The sequence below is a fragment of the Acidobacterium sp. S8 genome (genome assembly GCF_009765985.1).
Lineage (GTDB): Bacteria > Acidobacteriota > Terriglobia > Terriglobales > Acidobacteriaceae > Alloacidobacterium.
In genome coordinates this window covers 1-19,008 of the sequence record NZ_LMUM01000016.1, presented here as the reverse complement: position 1 = coordinate 19,008, position 19,008 = coordinate 1, and the positions used below count along the sequence as shown (strand labels likewise).

The 19,008-nt window shown below is 55.1% G+C and carries 20 protein-coding genes; 9 read left to right on the top strand and 11 right to left on the bottom strand.

The window, feature by feature from the left end; translation table 11 throughout:
* Positions 1-102: 102 nt before the first annotated feature.
* From GSQ86_RS05620 to GSQ86_RS05590, 7 genes are all read right to left on the bottom strand, one after another.
* A complete protein-coding gene (locus GSQ86_RS05620) occupies positions 103-330 on the bottom strand; it encodes a hypothetical protein (RefSeq protein WP_158748990.1) in 228 nt (75 codons plus the stop codon).
* Between the two features lie 113 nt (positions 331-443).
* Positions 444-1,289, bottom strand: coding sequence for a DUF3300 domain-containing protein (locus GSQ86_RS05615; protein WP_158748989.1), 846 nt, complete (start codon positions 1,287-1,289; stop codon positions 444-446).
* A 267-nt stretch (positions 1,290-1,556) separates the two neighbouring features.
* The gene (locus GSQ86_RS05610) at positions 1,557-2,009 is read right to left on the bottom strand and encodes a hypothetical protein (protein ID WP_216841021.1); all 453 of its coding nucleotides are present in this window, start codon (positions 2,007-2,009) and stop codon (positions 1,557-1,559) included.
* A 127-nt stretch (positions 2,010-2,136) separates the two neighbouring features.
* Positions 2,137-2,670, bottom strand: a complete 534-nt coding sequence (locus tag GSQ86_RS05605; protein WP_254062164.1) for an HdeD family acid-resistance protein — start codon at positions 2,668-2,670, stop codon at positions 2,137-2,139.
* Between the two features lie 98 nt (positions 2,671-2,768).
* A complete protein-coding gene (locus tag GSQ86_RS05600) occupies positions 2,769-3,302 on the bottom strand; it encodes a DUF4136 domain-containing protein (protein ID WP_158748986.1) in 534 nt (177 codons plus the stop codon).
* A 154-nt stretch (positions 3,303-3,456) separates the two neighbouring features.
* Positions 3,457-4,014: a hypothetical protein gene (locus GSQ86_RS05595; protein WP_158748985.1), complete on the bottom strand. Its 558-nt coding sequence runs from the start codon at positions 4,012-4,014 to the stop codon at positions 3,457-3,459.
* Positions 4,015-4,062: 48 nt separating this feature from the next.
* Entirely contained in the window at positions 4,063-5,034 is a 972-nt protein-coding gene (locus GSQ86_RS05590) for a YfdX family protein (protein WP_158748984.1), read from the bottom strand.
* Positions 5,035-5,524: 490 nt separating this feature from the next.
* Between GSQ86_RS05590 and GSQ86_RS05585 the strand changes: the two genes are divergently transcribed.
* The 6 genes from GSQ86_RS05585 (at position 5,525) to GSQ86_RS05560 (ending at position 11,307) form a co-directional block, all read left to right on the top strand.
* Positions 5,525-5,788, top strand: coding sequence for a hypothetical protein (locus GSQ86_RS05585; protein ID WP_158748983.1), 264 nt, complete (start codon positions 5,525-5,527; stop codon positions 5,786-5,788).
* A 131-nt stretch (positions 5,789-5,919) separates the two neighbouring features.
* The gene (locus tag GSQ86_RS05580) at positions 5,920-7,437 is read left to right on the top strand and encodes an alkene reductase (protein ID WP_254062163.1); all 1,518 of its coding nucleotides are present in this window, start codon (positions 5,920-5,922) and stop codon (positions 7,435-7,437) included.
* A 215-nt stretch (positions 7,438-7,652) separates the two neighbouring features.
* Positions 7,653-8,792, top strand: coding sequence for a glutathione-independent formaldehyde dehydrogenase (locus GSQ86_RS05575; RefSeq protein ID WP_158748982.1), 1,140 nt, complete (start codon positions 7,653-7,655; stop codon positions 8,790-8,792).
* A 63-nt stretch (positions 8,793-8,855) separates the two neighbouring features.
* Positions 8,856-9,701, top strand: a complete 846-nt coding sequence (locus GSQ86_RS05570; protein ID WP_158748981.1) for an aldo/keto reductase — start codon at positions 8,856-8,858, stop codon at positions 9,699-9,701.
* 18 nt (positions 9,702-9,719) lie between these two features.
* Complete coding sequence (locus GSQ86_RS05565) at positions 9,720-10,988, top strand: NAD(P)/FAD-dependent oxidoreductase (protein ID WP_158748980.1); 1,269 nt, start codon at positions 9,720-9,722, stop codon at positions 10,986-10,988.
* A gap of 13 nt (positions 10,989-11,001) precedes the next feature.
* A complete protein-coding gene (locus tag GSQ86_RS05560) occupies positions 11,002-11,307 on the top strand; it encodes a ubiquitin carboxyl-terminal hydrolase 14 (RefSeq protein WP_158748979.1) in 306 nt (101 codons plus the stop codon).
* Here GSQ86_RS05560 and GSQ86_RS05555 read toward each other — a convergent pair.
* The 3 genes from GSQ86_RS05555 to GSQ86_RS05545 form a co-directional block, all read right to left on the bottom strand.
* Entirely contained in the window at positions 11,302-12,261 is a 960-nt protein-coding gene (locus GSQ86_RS05555) for an NADP-dependent oxidoreductase (RefSeq protein WP_158748978.1), read from the bottom strand. The two genes, GSQ86_RS05560 and GSQ86_RS05555, sit on opposite strands and share 6 nt — an antisense overlap.
* Positions 12,258-13,145, bottom strand: coding sequence for an NAD(P)-dependent oxidoreductase (locus GSQ86_RS05550; protein ID WP_256366819.1), 888 nt, complete (start codon positions 13,143-13,145; stop codon positions 12,258-12,260). The genes GSQ86_RS05555 and GSQ86_RS05550 overlap by 4 nt, the downstream gene beginning before the upstream one ends.
* A 639-nt stretch (positions 13,146-13,784) precedes the next feature.
* The gene (locus GSQ86_RS05545) at positions 13,785-15,461 is read right to left on the bottom strand and encodes a CRTAC1 family protein (RefSeq protein ID WP_254062162.1); all 1,677 of its coding nucleotides are present in this window, start codon (positions 15,459-15,461) and stop codon (positions 13,785-13,787) included.
* A 166-nt stretch (positions 15,462-15,627) separates the two neighbouring features.
* Here GSQ86_RS05545 and GSQ86_RS05540 point away from each other — a divergent pair, with 166 nt between their 5' ends.
* The gene (locus GSQ86_RS05540) at positions 15,628-16,656 is read left to right on the top strand and encodes a tetratricopeptide repeat protein (RefSeq protein ID WP_158748975.1); all 1,029 of its coding nucleotides are present in this window, start codon (positions 15,628-15,630) and stop codon (positions 16,654-16,656) included.
* A gap of 14 nt (positions 16,657-16,670) precedes the next feature.
* Here GSQ86_RS05540 and GSQ86_RS05535 read toward each other — a convergent pair whose 3' ends face one another.
* Positions 16,671-17,315, bottom strand: a complete 645-nt coding sequence (locus tag GSQ86_RS05535) for a hypothetical protein (RefSeq protein WP_158748974.1) — start codon at positions 17,313-17,315, stop codon at positions 16,671-16,673.
* A gap of 255 nt (positions 17,316-17,570) precedes the next feature.
* Between GSQ86_RS05535 and GSQ86_RS05530 the strand changes: the two genes are divergently transcribed.
* Complete coding sequence (locus GSQ86_RS05530) at positions 17,571-17,846, top strand: hypothetical protein (protein ID WP_158748973.1); 276 nt, start codon at positions 17,571-17,573, stop codon at positions 17,844-17,846.
* A 389-nt stretch (positions 17,847-18,235) separates the two neighbouring features.
* On the top strand, positions 18,236-19,008 hold a 773-nt coding region (locus GSQ86_RS05525), incomplete at its 3' end, for a carboxypeptidase-like regulatory domain-containing protein (protein WP_254062161.1).

Genomic DNA, 19,008 nt, shown 5'->3' with positions numbered 1-19,008 from the left:
TATGTCTCGAGATGGTCTCCCATGATTGACACCGTCGAAAGTGCTGATCAAACGGGTAAAGCTTTCCCTTCGAGACGGAAATCTTCTCGGATGCGATACCGATCAAGCGCGATAGTGTTTGTGGTCCGCCACCGGATCAAGCAAACATATGACGTGCTCGCCTGACCGCTGATCGAAGTGGTACAAGAGAACTGCATCAACTGCCGTCGCGGTTTTTGTGCGCTCCAGCTCCGGGGTTCCTAGACTGATCTCGCCGCTATTCTTGATGCGAAGTTCGCTGCCGACTTGCAGCGGCACTCGAATCCGTATCAGCTCTTGCATGCCTTCCATGGTGTCTCCTTTTCATTGTGGCCCAGAGTTCAGGAGAACAATATGCGCTCGCGGCCATTACCCAGACTTCCTGCGCAATGGTTTCGCATCATCCGAATGCTGGGCGTCCGCTGTTACCTTCTCAGCCGATGAACTTCCACCCGCGGTCCAACAGGGCGTACCCATGGGCGTACATAAGGATGAACGTATCCGACTCGGTTAACCCACACTCGAGTCCATGGACGGCGATCGATGAGAATCGTGTGGGAAGGCCAGATGAATCCCGAACCGAGCCACCATCCCCATCCCCCGAATGCTGCGCCAATGGTGATTCCAGGACCGAAGCGAATAGCACCTGCAAGGGCGAAACCCGGCCGCGGCGGGGCGAAGACGACGAGCGGATCGTATGAGGGTACGTAAAGCACGTTCGGCTCGACAGGCAGGATCTGGATATATCCTCCGTCCGAAACGACGTTGACGTACCCGTTGGTTGCCAGATATCCATAGCCTCTCGCCCGCTGGCGCATCCGTTGCACAGCATCCATGACATCGGCATCCTGCGTCAGAACCGCGTTGCCGAGCTGCTCGGTCCATCCTGGATCGCGCGCCATCATGTCCAGAACTGATGGAAATGGCAGCAGGCCGAGAATGCTCGGATCCCACTGCAAATGGTCGGCCTGAATGGCCTGAGCCAACGCGTCGCCTTTGAGATAACTGTGTTGATCAGCCCACGTTGCAGCTTCGGGAATCTCGGTCCAATATGTCGACGCAGTGAGCACCTGAGCGAGCAACGGGTCCGGGTAGAGTGCAATCCGCGATACCAATTGGTCCAATTGTGGCGGAGTCAATGCCACCGGCTGCGCCGACGAGATTACAGGGAGAGACACAAGCATCAGTGCCAGACAAGCCGGCAGCAACGCGCATGTGAAAAGCATCTTACCGATCCATCCGAGAAAGTGATCGAATGCGTTCAGGAGCATTGCGTCAGATCTGCTTGTTTCGTCTGAACGTTCTCTTTGAGCATTGGGCAAACTGTCTTTGCGTCCGCTTTTGATAAGAAACCTGCCGTCGGCTTGTCGGGGCATACGAATCCATACTCGTACCTGAGCGTCGTTCATTGTGTCTCCCTTCATCAAATTTTGAACCGGTAAGAATAGATCATGCGGCGGCGTCCATCCCTTGTGTTTCATCGATTAATCGAGGACGTGCGGAGAAAAGCACCGCCCGGGAGTGACCGCTGTTTTGATTCATGGCGTTGGCGCTCCGGAAACACCGAGCTTATCTCTTAGCTTTTCAATTTCCGCCATGCTCTTTTGGTATTCGAGCAAGGAAGAGATGATGGAAGAGAGTTGGCGGGCCGTATCTGCATTCTTCTGCAGATATTGTGTATATGTCTCGGAGGTAGGGCGGGTCTTGTTCTGGTTCAGATAGTTGATTGCAGCTGTTGTGTTGGCTGATAATTCCTTCACCAGAGGCAGCATTTGTTTTACCGCCTGTTCCTGCAATTCAGAACCCGACTTCTGGGCTTTATTCAATTTCTCGATGATAAGAGCCAAATTGTCCACGTGTCCCTTGACCTTGGCCAGCATCAGCGCATGCGTCACCCAATTTTCATCATTTAAAATAAGCACCTTGGTCTCATTAGCATCGTCGGCCAATTCAAGGGCTTCGTCGCTTGCATCGGAGAGAAGCTGCGTCAACTGCTGACTCTCCGGCCTCGTGACATATCCTGCCAGCGGCAATTGGAGTAGGACGAGAACCATTAGAATTCCTATGGCGAAAAGGATGTTATGTGTGTGGACGGTTCTCATCGTGAACTTCCTCCTTTCACAGCGATCGCTGACCCATTCGCAACGTTAGTCTTGCGATGCCGCTAAATAGCAAACTGATCCCGACCAACGTGCCCACGGCCCATAGTGAACTCGATGGCCAATGGAAGAGGATGATGCCGGCGAGCAGTAACGAGACCAGACCATCTACGAGGAACCAACCCGCTCCTCGCAGCCGGCGAAGGAGAGAGAAAATGACGAGCTCGAAGACTCCCTCAGCCGCGATATAGAAAGCAAGCACAAGCGTGAGCGCAATTGCTCCGGCAACAGGCAAAATCAGCATGTAGAGACCGGCGATCACATATACGAGCCCGATAAGAATCTGCCAGATAATGGCACCGGCTCCGCGCTCTGACCACGCGTAAACCAGATGTGCAACACCAGCGAACAGGACCAGCCATCCAAAGAAGATGCTGGCTGCAATACCGGCAAAGAACGGCACGCCGATAGCCAATAGTCCAGCCAGAAGAAGCAGGGCTCCCAAAAAGATGGACCACCCTTTTGAGCTTGTATTGGTAGCTACTGCATTCAAGACTTCCTCCTTTGTGCCTTGTGAATGGCGGCACATGTTTTCCGGAGGTGCGCCATCAGCTTGAGATATTCTGACGGCGCCCACTTCGGATACAGTGACTACGAGGATCGAGGTGGCAATTTTTCGAACATCTTATCCACTGCCTTTTCGAGCTTCTTGGTGTCTTTTTCCGGCTTATCAGAAAGCTGGTCGTGTGCCAGGCCGCGCCACACGAGATGTTGTGAGCTAGTGTCATAGATATCGACGACCAGGGTTCCGACCGGAATGCTTTCGACGGTCGTCGTCGCCATTCCAGTTCCCCAGCCATGCCATCTCCAACCTCCTCCTAAGCCGTCATAAAAAGTGGTGTATTCGGCCTTATCTTTTTTCACCAACACGGCCGTTATCGTAACGTCTCCGCCGGATGGCACCTGCTGCCACCCTTTCGCTTGAAGGTCACGGTCTACTGCATCACGGATACGAGACTCAAATAGAGGATCCGTGGCATGGACACGTCCCCAGGAGTATGTGTGATATTGGGTAAAGTTGACGGAGTGGTCATAGTCGGTCTCCACTTTCTGCGCCAACGCTGGAATCGAAAAGAAGACAACGGCAAGAGCCACTGTCAATGACATCCTCTGATGAAGCTTCATGGTGAGACCTCCTGGTCTGGGTTGTATCGATCCAACTTGTTTTCACTCATGATCTTTCTGCCGTTTCGGCACGCTAAGATCCAATCGCGGAATCGCGAGACATCGAAGCGAGATCATCTGCAGTTGATTGCAAATTCAATATGGCTGCGACGTTTTAGTTCGTGGGCGGCTCAATCTTGTCCTGGAGTTCCTCGAGCTTGGTCCGCGTGCGGTCATACTTTTCGTAGGAGGAAATTATGTCCGCCAATTGGTGGGCTGTCTCCGCATTTTGTAGAAGATAGTCCTTGTAGTCACCCGAGACGGGGCGAAGCTGGCTTTTGTTCAATTGCTCGATAGCCGCAGTCGTATTGTTAGCTATCTCTTTGAGCAAGGGGACCATGCGATCAATCGCCTGCTGTTGCCAGGGTGAAGCCTCATCGCGCTCGCTCTGCAGCTTTTCCAGAATCTTTCCCATGTTGTTTACGTGGTCCTTAATCCGATTCAGCATCTCGGCATGCGATTGCCAGCTTACGTCATTGCGGAGGAGAGAGGTCATATCATCCGCATCGCGTGCGAGTTCAAAGGCCTCGTCCTTCGCGGTATCAAGTTGGGCTGCGACCTCAGCATTGGGCGGCTTCCGGGTAACCGATCTGAGGACGGGTGGCAAAAGCGCTGTGGAAGCGAATATAGCGATCGCCAACAGGCTGCGAACTACCTTGGGTGAAATTGACATATTTATCTCCTTTCCGCGTGTTCGACTGCAAAAATCGGGCCTGGCATTTTAGCGCCGCTCCGGAGCTGACTGCCGGTTGAAGAGCGAGGACAACTCGTCTTTCAGCGTGGAAAAAAGTGAGCTGGTATCTCCATTGCCTTTTAATTCCTTCTCGAGTTGCGCAATGTTGGTATTCAAGGCGGCATATTCAGGAGCACCCGCCACATAGCCAAGGTCTTGGGCGCGCTGAAGCTGGTTCCTGGCTGTCGCCAGTAGCGTTTGCGCCACATTCTTGTCCTTCTGTTTCTGGTCTTCTGCTGCCATAATCGCTGCCCGCGCAAGCACAACAGGGATCGGTGTAACTTTTTCAATTACAGTCAGAGTGTTGAGCGCAGTCAGAAGAGTCTGGCTTGCCTGGTCATTCTGCCCCTGATCTAGAAGGCGAGCCGCGTCCTTGAGAGCCGTGGGATAGGTGGCGAGAGGTAGATTGTAGATGCGGACACGAATCTCGCTCATCAGCGAATAGAGAATGAGCCGTGCGGTGGGGTAATCCTTGGCTTTTACCGCATCGGAAACGCCGTGGTCCAGCGTCTGGATAGCTTTCTCGTCGAGCGGCGCAGTATCGATGACATCGACTTCGGACGCCACCGGAATCAGTGCTGCAGCCGCGTTGCGAGCCAGCAGAATATTGATCTTCCCCGTGGCCGCCTCGATAGCAGCAAGCGCATCACTCTTCTTATTCGCCGCGATTGCATCGATCGCAGACCTCGTTTGATCAATCGCAGCTACCGCATCCTGATCGAGTGACTGGTCTGTCTGGTCTTTGGCGCTTTGCCGCTCTTTCTCAACTTCGGGGCTAGCCTGCTTTTCGGCAGCCTGTCGCTGCTGCTCGAAGTTCGGTTGGGATTGTGCCTGAGTCTGCGGTTTTGCTTGCGGGGCGTTGGCAGCTGTATTACTGGAGCTGCAGCCCGCAATCAACACCAGACAGGATGCGATGAAGATCGCAATCCAACGCCCGTAGATATAGATTGGTTGTCTCATAACGATCCTTCTTTGCCCTCACAATTGACTCAGCTTGAGTTGGCATCCAGCTCTACAACACAATCACAACCAAAGACCCGCTAGTTGAGTCACTGCTCGGTGATGTTAGCCACCTTGTGTGCTTGAAACAATTCGTCTCTAGCACGATTTTTGAGTGAGTATGCGTGCTTAGACACAGTTCTATCCAGTAGCGAATGACTAAGTAGGACTTTGGTAGTAGAACGGGCGGTGGGGGACTGGTTCCTGCGGTGCAGGTTTCGCGGGACAGAGCGGAGTAGCCAATCTATACGCAGGTCATTCTCGCGTATACGGAAATGGTCGTATGGCCGAATGCTGCCCACGTCCGAGTGAAGCTTGAGACTCCTTGCTTAACCTTTCTTCCTCCTCACGAAGAATTGTTTTTGCCGATGTGTGAGCGCTAGCATTCTCAAAGTAGAAATTGCTCATGAAGGGCCTGAAAGAGTAAAGAAGAATCACCTGGAGAAGCGCCGTGACCCGCATCCTGTGGCGAGCGTTCGATTGCATCTTGGGCTGTCGGCACCGCAACCTGAGCCGCCCCTTCACCCGTTCCGGCCGCACCTGCGAAGTGTGTTTGGATTGTGGGAAGCAGTTGCCGTACTCCCTCGAAACGATGTCCCTCCGTAAAGAGAAGCGGAAGGACGAGCGCACAGACGCGCGTCTCAGCCATCGGACCGAGGGCTATGTGCTGCAAGAACAAACATTGCAAGAGATCACGTTGCATCGTGTTTCGTAAACCTCGTGCGTGCACGGTCACGAGCCAGAATCGCAACCAAGGCAGCTTCAAGCAGTGCCCAGGCCGCAGACCCCTGTATGAAACATGCTTTAAGCGAATGGTGCCAGGAAAAATCGTGAAGGAGATAACAAATGGCGAACATAGGCCTCGCCGCCCGCCGTGGAACAAATCGCGAAGTAGATGACAAAGCCGCAACATTCCTGCACGGGTCGCGGACTGCCAAAGCGACAACGGAAATTACCACCGCGTTTGAGACGCGAATAGGGTCATCCTCCCTGTGTGCCTTCGATACTCTTCTAAGCGAATTCCGGCATCATCTCTATCTTTCGCGCGGCGCCACCACCGCACTATTAGTGGCAGCAACTGAGGCGATTACGCAATCACGCAGTGCGGACGTCGCGGATGTCGTGGAATCGAGCTCGACCAAGAACGGTGCCCCATCGGCACCAACAGCGGTGCTTGAGAACAGCATGGAGCAGCAGCAAGCCGTTACGGAAACTCTATTCCAGCCCTTCCAACTTGGTCGCTACAAACTTCCGCACCGCATGCTCATGGCGCCGCTCACTCGGTCGCGCGCTCGCCAACCCGGGAATGTGCCTTCTCCAATGAATGCCCTCTACTACGCTCAGCGCAGCTCAGCCGCTCTCATCGTTTCGGAAGCGACCCAGGTCTCTCAGCAGGGACAAGGCTATGCGTGGACACCAGGCATCCACAGCCTTGATCAGGTGGAAGGCTGGCGGCTCGTCGCCGAAGCGGTGCACAAGGGCGGCGGCTCGATCTTCATGCAGCTGTGGCATGTTGGACGCATCTCTCACCCGTCGCTGCAGCCTGACGGCATGCTGCCCGTGGCGCCCTCCGCCATTAAACCCAAGGGAATGGCGTTTATCGAAAATGAAAGCGGCGAGGGAGAGCTGGTCCCCTTCGTAACTCCGCGTGCGTTGGAGACGGAGGAAATTCCTTACATCGTGAAGCAATATGTGCGTGGAGCCAAGAATGCGCTGGAGGCCGGCGTCGACGGCATCGAGATTCACGCAGCAAACGGCTATCTTCTTGACCAGTTTCTCAACTCCGGCACCAACCAGCGTGCCGATGCGTACGGCGGATCCGTCGAAAACCGCGCGAGGCTTCTCCTTGAGGTGGTGGAGGCGATCATCGGAGTCTGGGGCGCTGATCGCGTCGGGGTACGGCTTTCTCCGCTGGGTACGTTCAACGACATATGCGACCAGGACCCCGAAAAAACCTTCGGCTGCGTTGCGAAAAAGCTCAGTGAGTACCGGCTAGCCTACCTGCACCTCGTCAATCCGGCGATTGCTGAATTTGAAAAAAAAATGGAGCCTGATCCCCGTGCTATCCGGATGCTGGATCTGATGCGCAAGAAATTCCGCGGCCCCTTGATCATCACAGGCGGCTTCAACCACGACACAGCAGAGAGCTGGCTTAAGGAAGGTCGAGCGGACCTGATTGGATTTGGGCGCAAGTTTCTGGCCAATCCGGATCTGCCGAACAGGTTTCGCCAGCACGCCCATCTCAATGCAGATGATCCCGCCACTTATTACGGCGGGGGCGCGATAGGCTACATCGATTACCTCACGCTCGCGCAAGAGCGCGGTGAGGAGCCGAAGCCGCACGTGGATGAGAGATGGCGTTAGCACTCGAATAATCCGGAGTTGGAGCTCAGGCGCCCTTTGAGTGGATTGAAATTAGCCACAGAGGCACAGGCGCACGAACACAGTCAGGTGAGCTCCCGCCATCGTCACGGGTTCGGTTGTTATCTCATGGCTTCCGGGCACTGCCGGCCCCCGCATCAGGAACCAGCAGCTTGCATGACACTTCAAGCAACAGACATGTATCAGAGGAGAGGACCATGAAAGCAGTCGTTTACAACGGACCCCGCGACGTCAGCGTGAAAAATGTTCCTGACGCCAGAATTGAGCAGCCCAACGATGTGGTCGTCAAGATCACCACCACCAACATTTGCGGCTCTGACCTGCATATGTACGAGGGCCGGACCGATTTCAAACCGGGAGGCGTTTTCGGTCACGAGAACACCGGTGAAGTCGTCGAGGTAGGTCCTGGAATCAGCCGCATCAAAAAAGGTGATCAGGTCAGCCTGCCATTTAACATCGGTTGTGGCTTCTGCAAAAACTGTGAAGCAGGTCTTACCGCATTTTGCCTCACTGTTTATCCAGGAATGGCCGGGGCTGCTTATGGCTTTGCCGGCATGGGGCCTTTTCCAGGCGGACAAGCGGAATACCTCCGCGTCCCCTACGGCGACTTCAACTGCTTGCGCCTTCCTGAGGACGCCCGGGAAAAGCAGGACGATTATGCATTTCTGTCCGATATATTTCCCACCGGTTGGCACTGCACCCGCCTTGCAGGTCTCCAACCCGGCGATTCCATTGTGATTTATGGTGCCGGCCCGGTTGGTTTGATGGCCGCCTTGTCTGCGATGATCCAGGGCGCCAGTAAGGTCATGGTCGTCGATCGCCATCCCGACAGGCTTGCCCTGGCAGAAAAGATCGGTTGTATTCCCATCGACGACTCAAAAGCTTCCCCCGTGGAACAGGTGTTAGCGCAAACCCGCGGAGAGGGCGCCGACAGAGGTTGTGAATGCGTGGGCTATCAATGTCACGAGCCACACGGCCGCGAAATACCCAATCTCACTATGAATAATCTTGTAGGCTCGGTACGCTTCACCGGCGGAATCGGTGTCGTCGGCATTTTCCTGCCCAAGGATCCTGGCGGTGCCGACCAGCTCGCCAAGCAAGGTGAGATCGCTTTTGACATGGGGCTCTTCTGGTTCAAAGGACAGTCGATCGGCACCGGGCAAGCCAACATCAAGCACTACAACCGGCACCTGCGCAATCTGATTCACGCCGGACGGGCAAAACCGTCCTGGATCATTTCGCATCGTTTGCCTCTGGAGCAAGCACCCATGGCCTACCAACATTTCGACGCGCGCGACAATGGGTGGACGAAAGTTATCTTAAAACCAGCGGCCTAGTCTTGATTTGCCTTGGTAGAGTGGGGGTTGAACGCCGCCCCCACCCTCTTTTGGAGTGCAGCAATGGAACAGCGTTACTTCGGGTCCACTCATCGTCAGGTCGCTGTGATCGGCCAAGGCACCTGGTACGAAGAAATTGAAGACCCTGCGTCAGTCATCTCCGCTTTGCGCCTTGGCCTCGATAGGGGCATGAAGCACATTGATACCGCTGAGATGTACGGCTCGGGAGCTGCCGAAAGGCTGGTTGGCCAGGCAGTTGCCGGGCGGCGCGACGAAGTGTTTCTGGTGTCAAAAGTTCTTCCTCAGAACGCCGGGCGGCACACAACCATCAGGGCGTGTGAGCAATCTCTGCTTCGCCTCAAGACCAACCACTTGGATTGCTACCTGCTGCACTGGCGTGGGCGCCATCCGCTGGAAGAAACGGTTGCCGCCTTCGAGCAGTTGCGTGACGAAGGGAAAATACTCTCCTGGGGTGTGAGCAATTTCGACGTCGACGATCTGGAGGAAATCCGGAGCATCGTCGGCGAAGATCTGCCCGCCTGTAACCAAGTCCTTTATCACCTTCAGGAGCGGGCCATTGAACATGCTGTCATTCCCTGGTGTCAGCAATACAAAGTGGCTGTGGTGGGATACAGCCCACTGGGCCATGGAGCATTCCCGGCGCCACACTCGCAGGGCGGGCGGGTGTTGCGCGAAATAGCCGAACTGCAGCATGCCACCCCGCGCCAGGTTGCGCTCCAGTTCCTCGTGCACCGCCCCGGACTCTTTACCATTCCCAAAGCTTCAACTCCCGAGCACGCCGCGGAGAATGCGGGTGCCGGAGATTTCCACTTGTCTACAGCAGACATCGCCCGCATCGACAAGGCCTTTCCCCTGGGTCCGCGTCCTGCTAGGCTTCCGATGTTGTAGACCTGTGAGGCAAATAAAATGAGTGCGTCCACTCTTCAACATCCGTTTCGGTTACAGCTTCTAGGCATCCACGGTTCGTCCGCCAGTTACAGCCTGCGTGATTTTCTATACCGCAGCAATGTTCCTTTCGAATGGATCGAGCTGACCTCTGATCAGCAGGCGCGGGAGTTGGCCCAGGTCAACAATCTCCACGATCAGCGCCTGCCGGTTTGCCTCTTTCCCGACGGCGCGAGGCTGGAGAGTCCTACCATTCGCCAGATCGCGGAGAAGTTAGGATGGTTCCAAAAGCCATCCAGCGCAGAGTACGATCTGGCCATCCTGGGCGGCGGCCCTGCCGGGCTTAGTGCTGCAGTCTATGGCGCATCCGAGGGCCTCAAAACCCTTCTGATCGAGCGCTACGCCGTAGGAGGACAGGCGGGTACCAGCTCGAGAATTGAGAATTACCTGGGATTTCCTGAGGGCATTAGCGGCTCTGACCTCGCGAAACGTGCCCGCGATCAGGCCAATCGCTTTGGAGCAGAAATTCTTCTGCTGCATGAGGGTGTGCGTGCCGAGCTCGTGCCCGGAAATTCGATCGGCCACCTGGCGGATGGCACTAGCTTTGTGATGCACGCCGCGATCTGCGCCTCGGGGGTTGAGTACCGCCGCCTCAACCTCTGGAACGAAGAACGGCTGCGCGGCGCGGGTGTCTTCTATGGCGCCGGTACCAGCGAGGCGGAGCTGTGCAGCAGCCAGGAGGTCTTTGTGGTTGGTGGCGGCAACTCCGCTGGACAAGCGGCCATACACTTTTCCCGCTATGCCCGAAGGGTCTACATCCTGATTCGTGGAGACGGCCTGAAGGAAACGCTCTCGCAGTATTTGATCGATCGTATATTGAGCTCGCCTAAGATCGAGGTGAGACCGCATACTGAAGTCGTTGAGCTGCATGGCGACGACCACTTGGAAGCCATTACCCTCATCGATAATTTGACCGGGCGGCAGGAAACGATCAACGCGTGCTGGCTTTTTCTATGTCTCGGCGGTCTTCCCAATACGAACTGGGCCGCAGAAGCCGGCTTGGTGCGTGACGAACAATGTTATCTCGTTACCGGTCCGGATTTGCGTCGGGACAGTAGTTTCGGCAGCACATGGTCGCTCGACCGCGAACCCTACTTTTTGGAAACCAGCTTTCCCGGAATGTTTGCCGCCGGCGATGTTCGCCATGGGTCTGTCAAACGATGCGCCTCGGCTGTCGGCGAAGGCGCAATGGCTGTTACGTTTGTCCACCGTTATTTAGCCGGCCACTGAAAGGAAGAAAACCATGTCAGCCTGCTCTCATTTAAACCAGATTCGACCAGTGTCCCCTCGTACTCCCGAAGGCTGTGAAGAGTGCTTAAAGACGGGAGGGTACTGGGTTCACCTTCGCTTATGCCTGGAGTGCGGCCATGTCGGCTGTTGCGACCAGTCCCCCGGCAAACACGCCACCAAACATTTCCATCGCACCAGCCATCCCATCATGCGTTCCTTCGAGCCCGGTGAGGATTGGGGCTGGTGCTACATTGACGAGGTCATACTGGATAATGTGGACTTATGGACCCCGCGGCACCGCGCGCGGACAAGTCTATAAATTGATGTGCAGGACAATCTTTCCGACGACGTGCCCTTCTTCGATCCTGCGATGAGCTGCGGCCACATCTTTGAATGAAAAGACCTGGACCCGCAGCGGTAGGGTCTTTGTACTGATTGCTGCGTTCAGCCTTTCGAACGCTTCATGCGACATCGCACCATCGAATGCTGAAACCGGATGGCCGCTGAGGTGTGGTTTGGGCTCAACGCCATTCGGAAAGGCAATCGGCGCTTTAGGCTTCAGATGCGAAAAGAAATAAGCTAACGCGTCACTATTGGCCGTGACCAGGGCAGCGTCGAACCCGTCCTTGGCCGCGCGCTTGATTACGCCCTCGCGTTCCGCGGAATTTGGATCGACGGTGTGCGCAGCTCCCAGCGACCGAACATACTCTTGTGCGTCGGGTCGCGCTGTGCCCACGACCGTTGCCCCTTTCTCGCTGCCAAGCCAAACCGCGCAGGAACCGACGCCGCCACTCGCGCCGAATACTAATAAGGTTTGAGCGCGAGTCGCTTTCAGGGTTTCCAGGCCGGATTGAGCTGTCAATGCAATGCACGGCATTCCCCCTGCGATCTTCATCTCCAGATGTGCGGGAACGGCAGCTACCCTGTCAGCCGGAACGCTGACATATTGCGCGTAGAATCCGCCGCTGCCGTAGCCGTAGCTGTAAGAGTAAACGCGATCGCCGACGTGGAACTTTGTCACATGGCTGCCAACGGCAGCAATGGTTCCGCTCCCGTCTGCACCCATGATTGTTCCTGGTTTGACCGATCCCCAGGATCCTGCGCGCTGCTGAGCGTCCCATATGCCCACACCCACAAACTCGAGCGCGATAAGGACGTGGTTAGCCGGTAGTGCGGGTACGGGCACATCTTTGATGTGAATGGCTTCGGGGGGCCCCGCCGCATCCACAACCGCAGCTTTCATAACCTTCGGAAGGGTTGATGAGATAGTCATCGTTTAACTCCATTACTAAGTGCCAGGTAGATAGCGCTAAGATCGTCTGCTCCGAAGCCGGGCTCGGCTTCTGCCCAGATAGCGTCGATCTTGCTGAGAATCGGGAGCCGGGCACGCTCTTCTCCTGCTGCTGCGAGTGCTAGCTGAACATCCTTGTGCGCCCAACGAAGCGGAAATTCCGTTTCCGCGGTGCGCCCTTCTTTTATCTTCTGCAATTTAGCCACGGCCCATGCCGGAACCAGGGGACCACCTGAGACCAGTGACGTGAAACGACCCAGATCGATCCCGAGTGCATCGCCAAGTATAGACACTTCCGCGACTCCCTCCATGAGGACGGCTATCCATGCGTTGAACAGGAGTTTCATGCGGGTTCCCTGTCCCACATCGCCGAGCCAATGTGTCTGCGCAGCGATCGCATCGAAGAATGGCTGTGCTGTCGCGCCCGCGCGACCTTGGTCGCCTGACGCAAGAATGACCAGTTTCCCTTGTTCGGCCGCAGCTTTGCTGCCCGAAACCGGCGCATCCAGAAACCCGATCTCGGGTCGTGTGCCGGCCAGGCGCCAGGCGCGTTCCGTCCCCTCGACCCCAATTGTCGACATCTGTATCCAAACCGCGCCTGGCTTCATGGCCGCAAGGCCCTCTCGCTCCGTCATGATGCTCAGCACCGCATCGGCGTTCGACACCATTGTGACGACGACATCCGCATCCTGAACCGCATCGCGAACCAAGGGTGCAATCCGGAGATTGCCGGAAGCAAGACCGGAGGCGCGGCCGGGCGACCGATCCCATGCCGTGGTATCCAAACCACCGCGAGCAGCGCTACGGGCCATCGCCGCGCCCATGATACCCAGTCCTAAAATAGAAACTTTCGCACTCAGATCCATATAGATGTCGATGCTAGCGCCCAGACGCAGCGAGGCGCAATTCCTCACAGCGAATAGAACTACCTAGGTCCTTGGTAGGATCCCTTCATACGACCAATGGCAAATTAAGAATGCAATTTCGGATATGGCACCCATTTTTCGAGAAGCCGGCCTTTCGGCAACTTGCCAGAGGCATAGCCGATCCGACCGGTGGGCAATGAGAAAGTAGCCGAATCTTGGGTCATTTTTCGCGGATTCCGCTCATCGGGGACTCAGGTGCGAGGGAATGGAATTGCACTCATACGGCCCCTCAGACTGCCGCAGATCCAGCCTTAGCCGTCTCAAACGTGAGGTTTACCGATCATCCGCCAATAGGTTGAGTCCGGTGACGCATTCCATGAGGACAGTCGGGAAGCTGGCTGCTCATTTTTAGTCCTCGCATTCCGTTTTATCCTCTCGATACAATCGCTCCTTAAGGAGGGGAGGCTCGGCGAAGATTTTGGGCGGTGGTCATCCGCCCAGAGCAGAGTCGCGATCACAGGCCCATCCCGAAGCTGAGTGCGTTGGCGCTTCGTTGCCATTCTGAACCGGAATTATGCGTTAGACCTCAAGGCTCGCCTCGGAGTCAAGTTCTCTCTCTGCAGAAAAGTCGATAGCATGTTACTGATCGGCTGGTTTCTGTGAGCCAGCACCTTCGACAAGGGTGACGAACCGGTCAACGCCATTGACGGTGAAGTGTTCAGTCATCCCACTGGGCCACAGCACCTCAATATGATCGATCGTTGTGATCGGTCCCAATCCGAAGTGCAGGCGAAGATCGCTGCTGGAAATATAGCTCGACCCACTACGTACTTCCTGGAGCCATTTTCGCCCGCCCGCAACCACGGTAACCTGTGTTCCAATTCCGTCACGATTGGAGCGCGTACCTTGCGTAAAGACGCCTAGCCAGTGGTTACTATTGGACACGAGGTTAACCAGCAGCATTGGTTTTTCATCGATGTTGTTAATCACCGCGGAAAGACGACCGTCGTTCCAGAGATCAGCTACTGCCAGCCCACGACTGGGCGCGAGCTCCGTGCAACCAGGGCCTGCGTTCTTGCTAATGTCTTTGAACTTCCCGTTTCCCAGATTTTGATAGAGGAGGCGAGGCTCTCGATACGACGAGCCTAAGTGCGCGTAATCTACTTGGGGATAAACATGGCCATTGGCAATAATAATGTCAAGAAGGCCGCTGTTGTCCACATCCAAAAACATGGTGCCCCAGCCGAGATACTGCGTATTGAGGCCAAGTCCTGCGTCTGCGATAGCTGCCGTAAATGTCCCATCCCCGTTGTTGTGATAGAGCGACGAGGTGTCGTCCGAGAAATTGGTCTTGAAGACATCTGGCCAACCATCACCGTCGTAATCTCCTATGGCCGTTCCCATACCTGCCTGCTCACGGCCGTCTTCGTCATAGCCTACACCGGCATCAGGGGCTACATCGGTAAAGGTGCCGTCCTTATTGTTGCGGTAGAGAATACTGGGTGTGCTGTCGCATGCCACATAGATATCGGGCCAGCCATCGCGATTGTAGTCAAGTGTGGAGACGCTAAAACAGTAGTGTCCATTGGTTTTGGTAATGCCGCTGGCTCGACTCACATCTTCAAACTTCTTGCCGTCCAGATTGTGATAGAGAATGTTCGTTGTGAAAGGAAGACCGCGTGGTCCACACATCACCGGCGTTCCTTTCCATATACAGGTAAGACCTTCGCCGGGCTTTGGCAGCGACTTGAGATCCAGTTGAACGTAGTTCGCCACCATCAGATCAAGCTTGCCATCCCGATCGTAATCTACGAAGGCACAGCCGGTTCCCCAGGCTTCGCCATTGCCAGATACACCAGTTGGACCTGCTACCTCTTTGAAGGCTCCATTCCGCTCGTTATGGTAAAGCCGGTTTTTGCCATAGTAGGTAATGTAAAGATCGTTGTAACCGTCGTTGTCATAGTCTCCGACGCAGACACCCTGCGCCCATCCAGATGCAGTCAATCCTGACTCTGCGGTCACATCTTTAAAAGTGCCATCGTGATTGTTACGATAGAGATGATTGGTAGGGTGCACCACCGGAGACGGTTCTCCGTCGAGAGTGCGGCCATTGAGCAGGAGAATGTCAGGCCAGCCGTCGCGGTCATAGTCGAGAATGGCAACGCCGCTGCCTGTCGTTTCGATGATGTACTTTTTGGAAGCTGCATCTCCGTTCACGTTCTGCATGGTCAGCCCGGCTTCCGGAGCGACATTTGCGAACCAAGCCGGTCCGGGGTGACTATCGCTCGCGGCATATGGATGAACCGGCGCCCTCACGAGCCTGCTTCGCTGTGTCTGTCCGATGGATGTTGTTACAGAGACAATGAGAAGAACGTATAAAATTGCCGTAGCGGCGAAATGACTTGCGATCCGGATTCTGATCTGGGATGGGCAGCGCATCAAGCACTTATCATTTCTGATCTCGCAGTATGCTACAAGTGTCATGCGTATCGTACCGCTTTTTGCCTTTTTGCTCGTCGTAGTCCCCTCAGCCAGTGGCCAATCCTCCTCACCCGCCGATACTACTCAACAGTCTCTTGCATTGGCGCACAAGGATCTGGAACAAGGTCAACAGGCGGAAGCTATCGCACTGCTTCAGAAGCTGGCTGCTATCCATCCACCAGTCAAGGGACTGCAGCACGAGCTGGGAATCGCATACTATCGGACCGGCAAGCTGTTAGAAGCTCAGCGCGCATTCGCTGCCGCCATCCAGGAAGATTCGTCCGATGCTGAGTCAGTGCAGATGCAGGGTCTCACACTTTATCGTCTCGGCCGCCCAGCCGACGCGATTCCTTATCTCGAACGGGTGCGTGAATGGACTCCCAATTCAAATGCTGACGCCAATTATGTGCTTGGCCTTTGCTACATGAACGCACAGCGTTACGATGACGCACGCCGAGCATTTGCGACTGGATTCAAAGTGAACCCAGACTCCGGCGCCGCCTATCTGTTATTGGGCTCTATGCTCCAGCGGGCGAACCTCGAAGAGTTCGCGGCGATACAAGCACAAAAAGCTCTTCAGCTCGCACCGAATCTTCCATTGGCGCACTTCCTGCTTGGTGAGGTCTATCTTTTCAAGTCGGATGTGGATCACGCATTGCAGGAGTTTGAAAAGGAGCGTCTGTTGAATCCTGGTTATGCGCCCGTCTACGACCGGTTGGGAGACGTTTACACGCGGACGGACAGACTTCAGGACGCGCAAGAAGCGCTGACAAAAGCCATCTCGCTCGATACGTCCAGCACAGGGTCGTTTATCCAAATGGGTAAGGTGCTGCTGCGCAGGCAGGATCCGGTGAGCTCCATTATGTACCTGAAGCATGCGGAGAAAATGGACCCAGCAAACTTTATCACCCACACGCTGCTTGCTCAGGCCTATCGAAAAGTCGGTCAGGAGGATGAAGCGAAACAAGAGATGGAGATGGCCTCAAAGATCCACGTCGAAAATCAGCTTAAGCTACAGCCCATCGAATGAGTTTTTGGGGTAAATCAATGGACACGGATTGTTACCAGACGTGTCTGCAAGGGAACACCACCACCAATGGTTGTTTCGAGCACCGCCTCGAATGGCCGAATTTCGCCTTTAGGTCCGGTAATTTGTCGCAGCAGTTCTGCCGTGCTATCCGGACGGCAAACATAATCGACAGCGGCTTGTGTTCCAAAGGTGGTCAATCCGCTGAAGATTAGCATGCGTTTCCCAGGTTGCACTCCAGGGAGTAGCGCGAGGATCGCATAATCTTTCGTGAGAGGCCGTTCGGGCCTTGAGTATATTGGGGGCTCGCCGGGTTTGGGATGATGATTGACCAAACCTGCAATTCCCGGCTGCGCCATCATCGTAAAGTCTGTCGTCGACTCCAGGACCCGTAGGGAGGGATTTTCGGCGACAGACCCGATAAAGATCAAATTCTTTGTCTTAGCTTCGTCCCAAGTCATCAGCTGGCTGCGCTTGAGAATGAAATGGGAGCCATGCGCGTCGAACAGGGTTGTTAGCGCATATACCGACGCCAGCTCGCCGATCCCGGTGTAGGTGTCCACATAATCGTCTGTCGTCGCCGCGTTCTGCCGCTCCTGCGGCGGAGCGTAGCGCAGGCCATTCGTCGAATCCCCTATAAAGAGAGCGTTGCTAAAGATCACGAGTGGGGGATCTTCAGAGAAGAAGGGGCGCCAGAATTTCTCCACAGGCGATTGCGAAATGCTTGGACGCGCCCAGGGCCGCCAGAGCAGGAGCGCACCAGCTGCGAGTAGAGAGGCGAATATCAGCAAGAAAAATGTCCACCCGCGAAGTGTTTTACTAGGCGCTGGAGGCACTAGAACGGGTAAGGATTTTTCCTGAACCGACAGCAATTCAGCTGAAACTGGCTCTGATTTCGCGTGAAAGACCGGAAGATAGTGCCCCTTCGGGATCTCAACAATAATCTCTTCGCCTACCCCCTCCTCGGCGAAGTACGCGGCGAGCTTTTGACGCAGCAAGCGAGCGTGCGTCCGAACGATACTGTCCTCGCTGGAATTGTAGCCAGGATGGCGATGGAAGATTTTGATACCGATCTGCTGCTCGGTAGCCTCTTCAGGAGCGTCTCGAAGGGCGCAATCCGCCGTGTAAAAAAGGAATTCACAGAGACGTGCAGAGGACTTCAGGTGCCGGCTGGCAGCAATTCGCTCGATTAGAGCCCATCGCTCATCTTCTAAGCCTTTATCGCTGATTTTAAAAGCCTTATGCACCGCCACCGTTTCCTGTCTGGAATTGTTTCACACGGGAATTGACGGGTCAAATCACCGTAAAAAGATTGTCATCCGTCTATGCGACTGGGGATACTTCTTGGGTTGTGTAAGAAGTACATGATCTGTGGAGGGTAGCTGTTCATAAGAAGCCGCCGATCACTGGGTTGCAGATACCAGCTCCAGCGATCAGGTGGACTGCTCCTCATTAGCAAGCGCAAATGCAATGAGGCAATGGGGATTCGAAATCCGAATATAGGTTGTAGTTTTTAGGAGGCAGTATGCAATGGGGAAATACATTAAAGAGGCGCAATCGCCCATTTATCAGGAGAGACCGTGTGAGCAGCTACCTGCTCGCGCTGGTGTTGATGCTTTGTTCATTTGCTAGTGTCCTACCATTAGGTGCGCAGGCAGTCTACGGCTCAATTTTTGGAATAATCACAGATAATACGGGCGCTCTTGTCCCGGGGGCGACCGTTACCGTCACCGATATAAGCAAAGGGACAAAAGTCAGTGTTCAGACGAATGAAAGTGGCTCGTATACGGTTCAGCACCTTATTCCCGATACCTATCGTGTAGAGGTGGAAGTAACCGGGTTCAATAAAAGCTCAGCAGATAATGTGGTCGTCTATGCAGATACAGCCCCAAAGGTGGACCTGCAGCTTTCAGTCGGTTCAGTCTCCAACACCGTAACCGTGAGTGCATCACCCGGTCTCCTGGAGACAGATCGCGCCGAAGTGAGCACGATTCTGAACACGCGGGCTGTAGAAAACCTGCCTAATCTGAACCGCAACTTTACCGCTTTTGAGTTGCTGACGCCCGGCACAACGTATATCGGCTGGGGGCCAGGCGAAGGCAGTGGCAATCCGCAGCGGAGCCAGTCGATCGAAGTGAACGGCCAACTGCCTTTCGCCACAGGATATGAGCTGGATGGTACGGACAATCAGGAACCTATCAACGGTGTAGCCGTCATTAATCCGAACCTGGATTCGGTCTCTGAGATGAAGGTCACATCGCAGAATTATGACGCCGAATTCGGCAAGGCCGTCGCTGGACTTGTCACGGCTCAGACTAAATCCGGCAGCAACGCTTTTCATGGTTCTGCATTCGA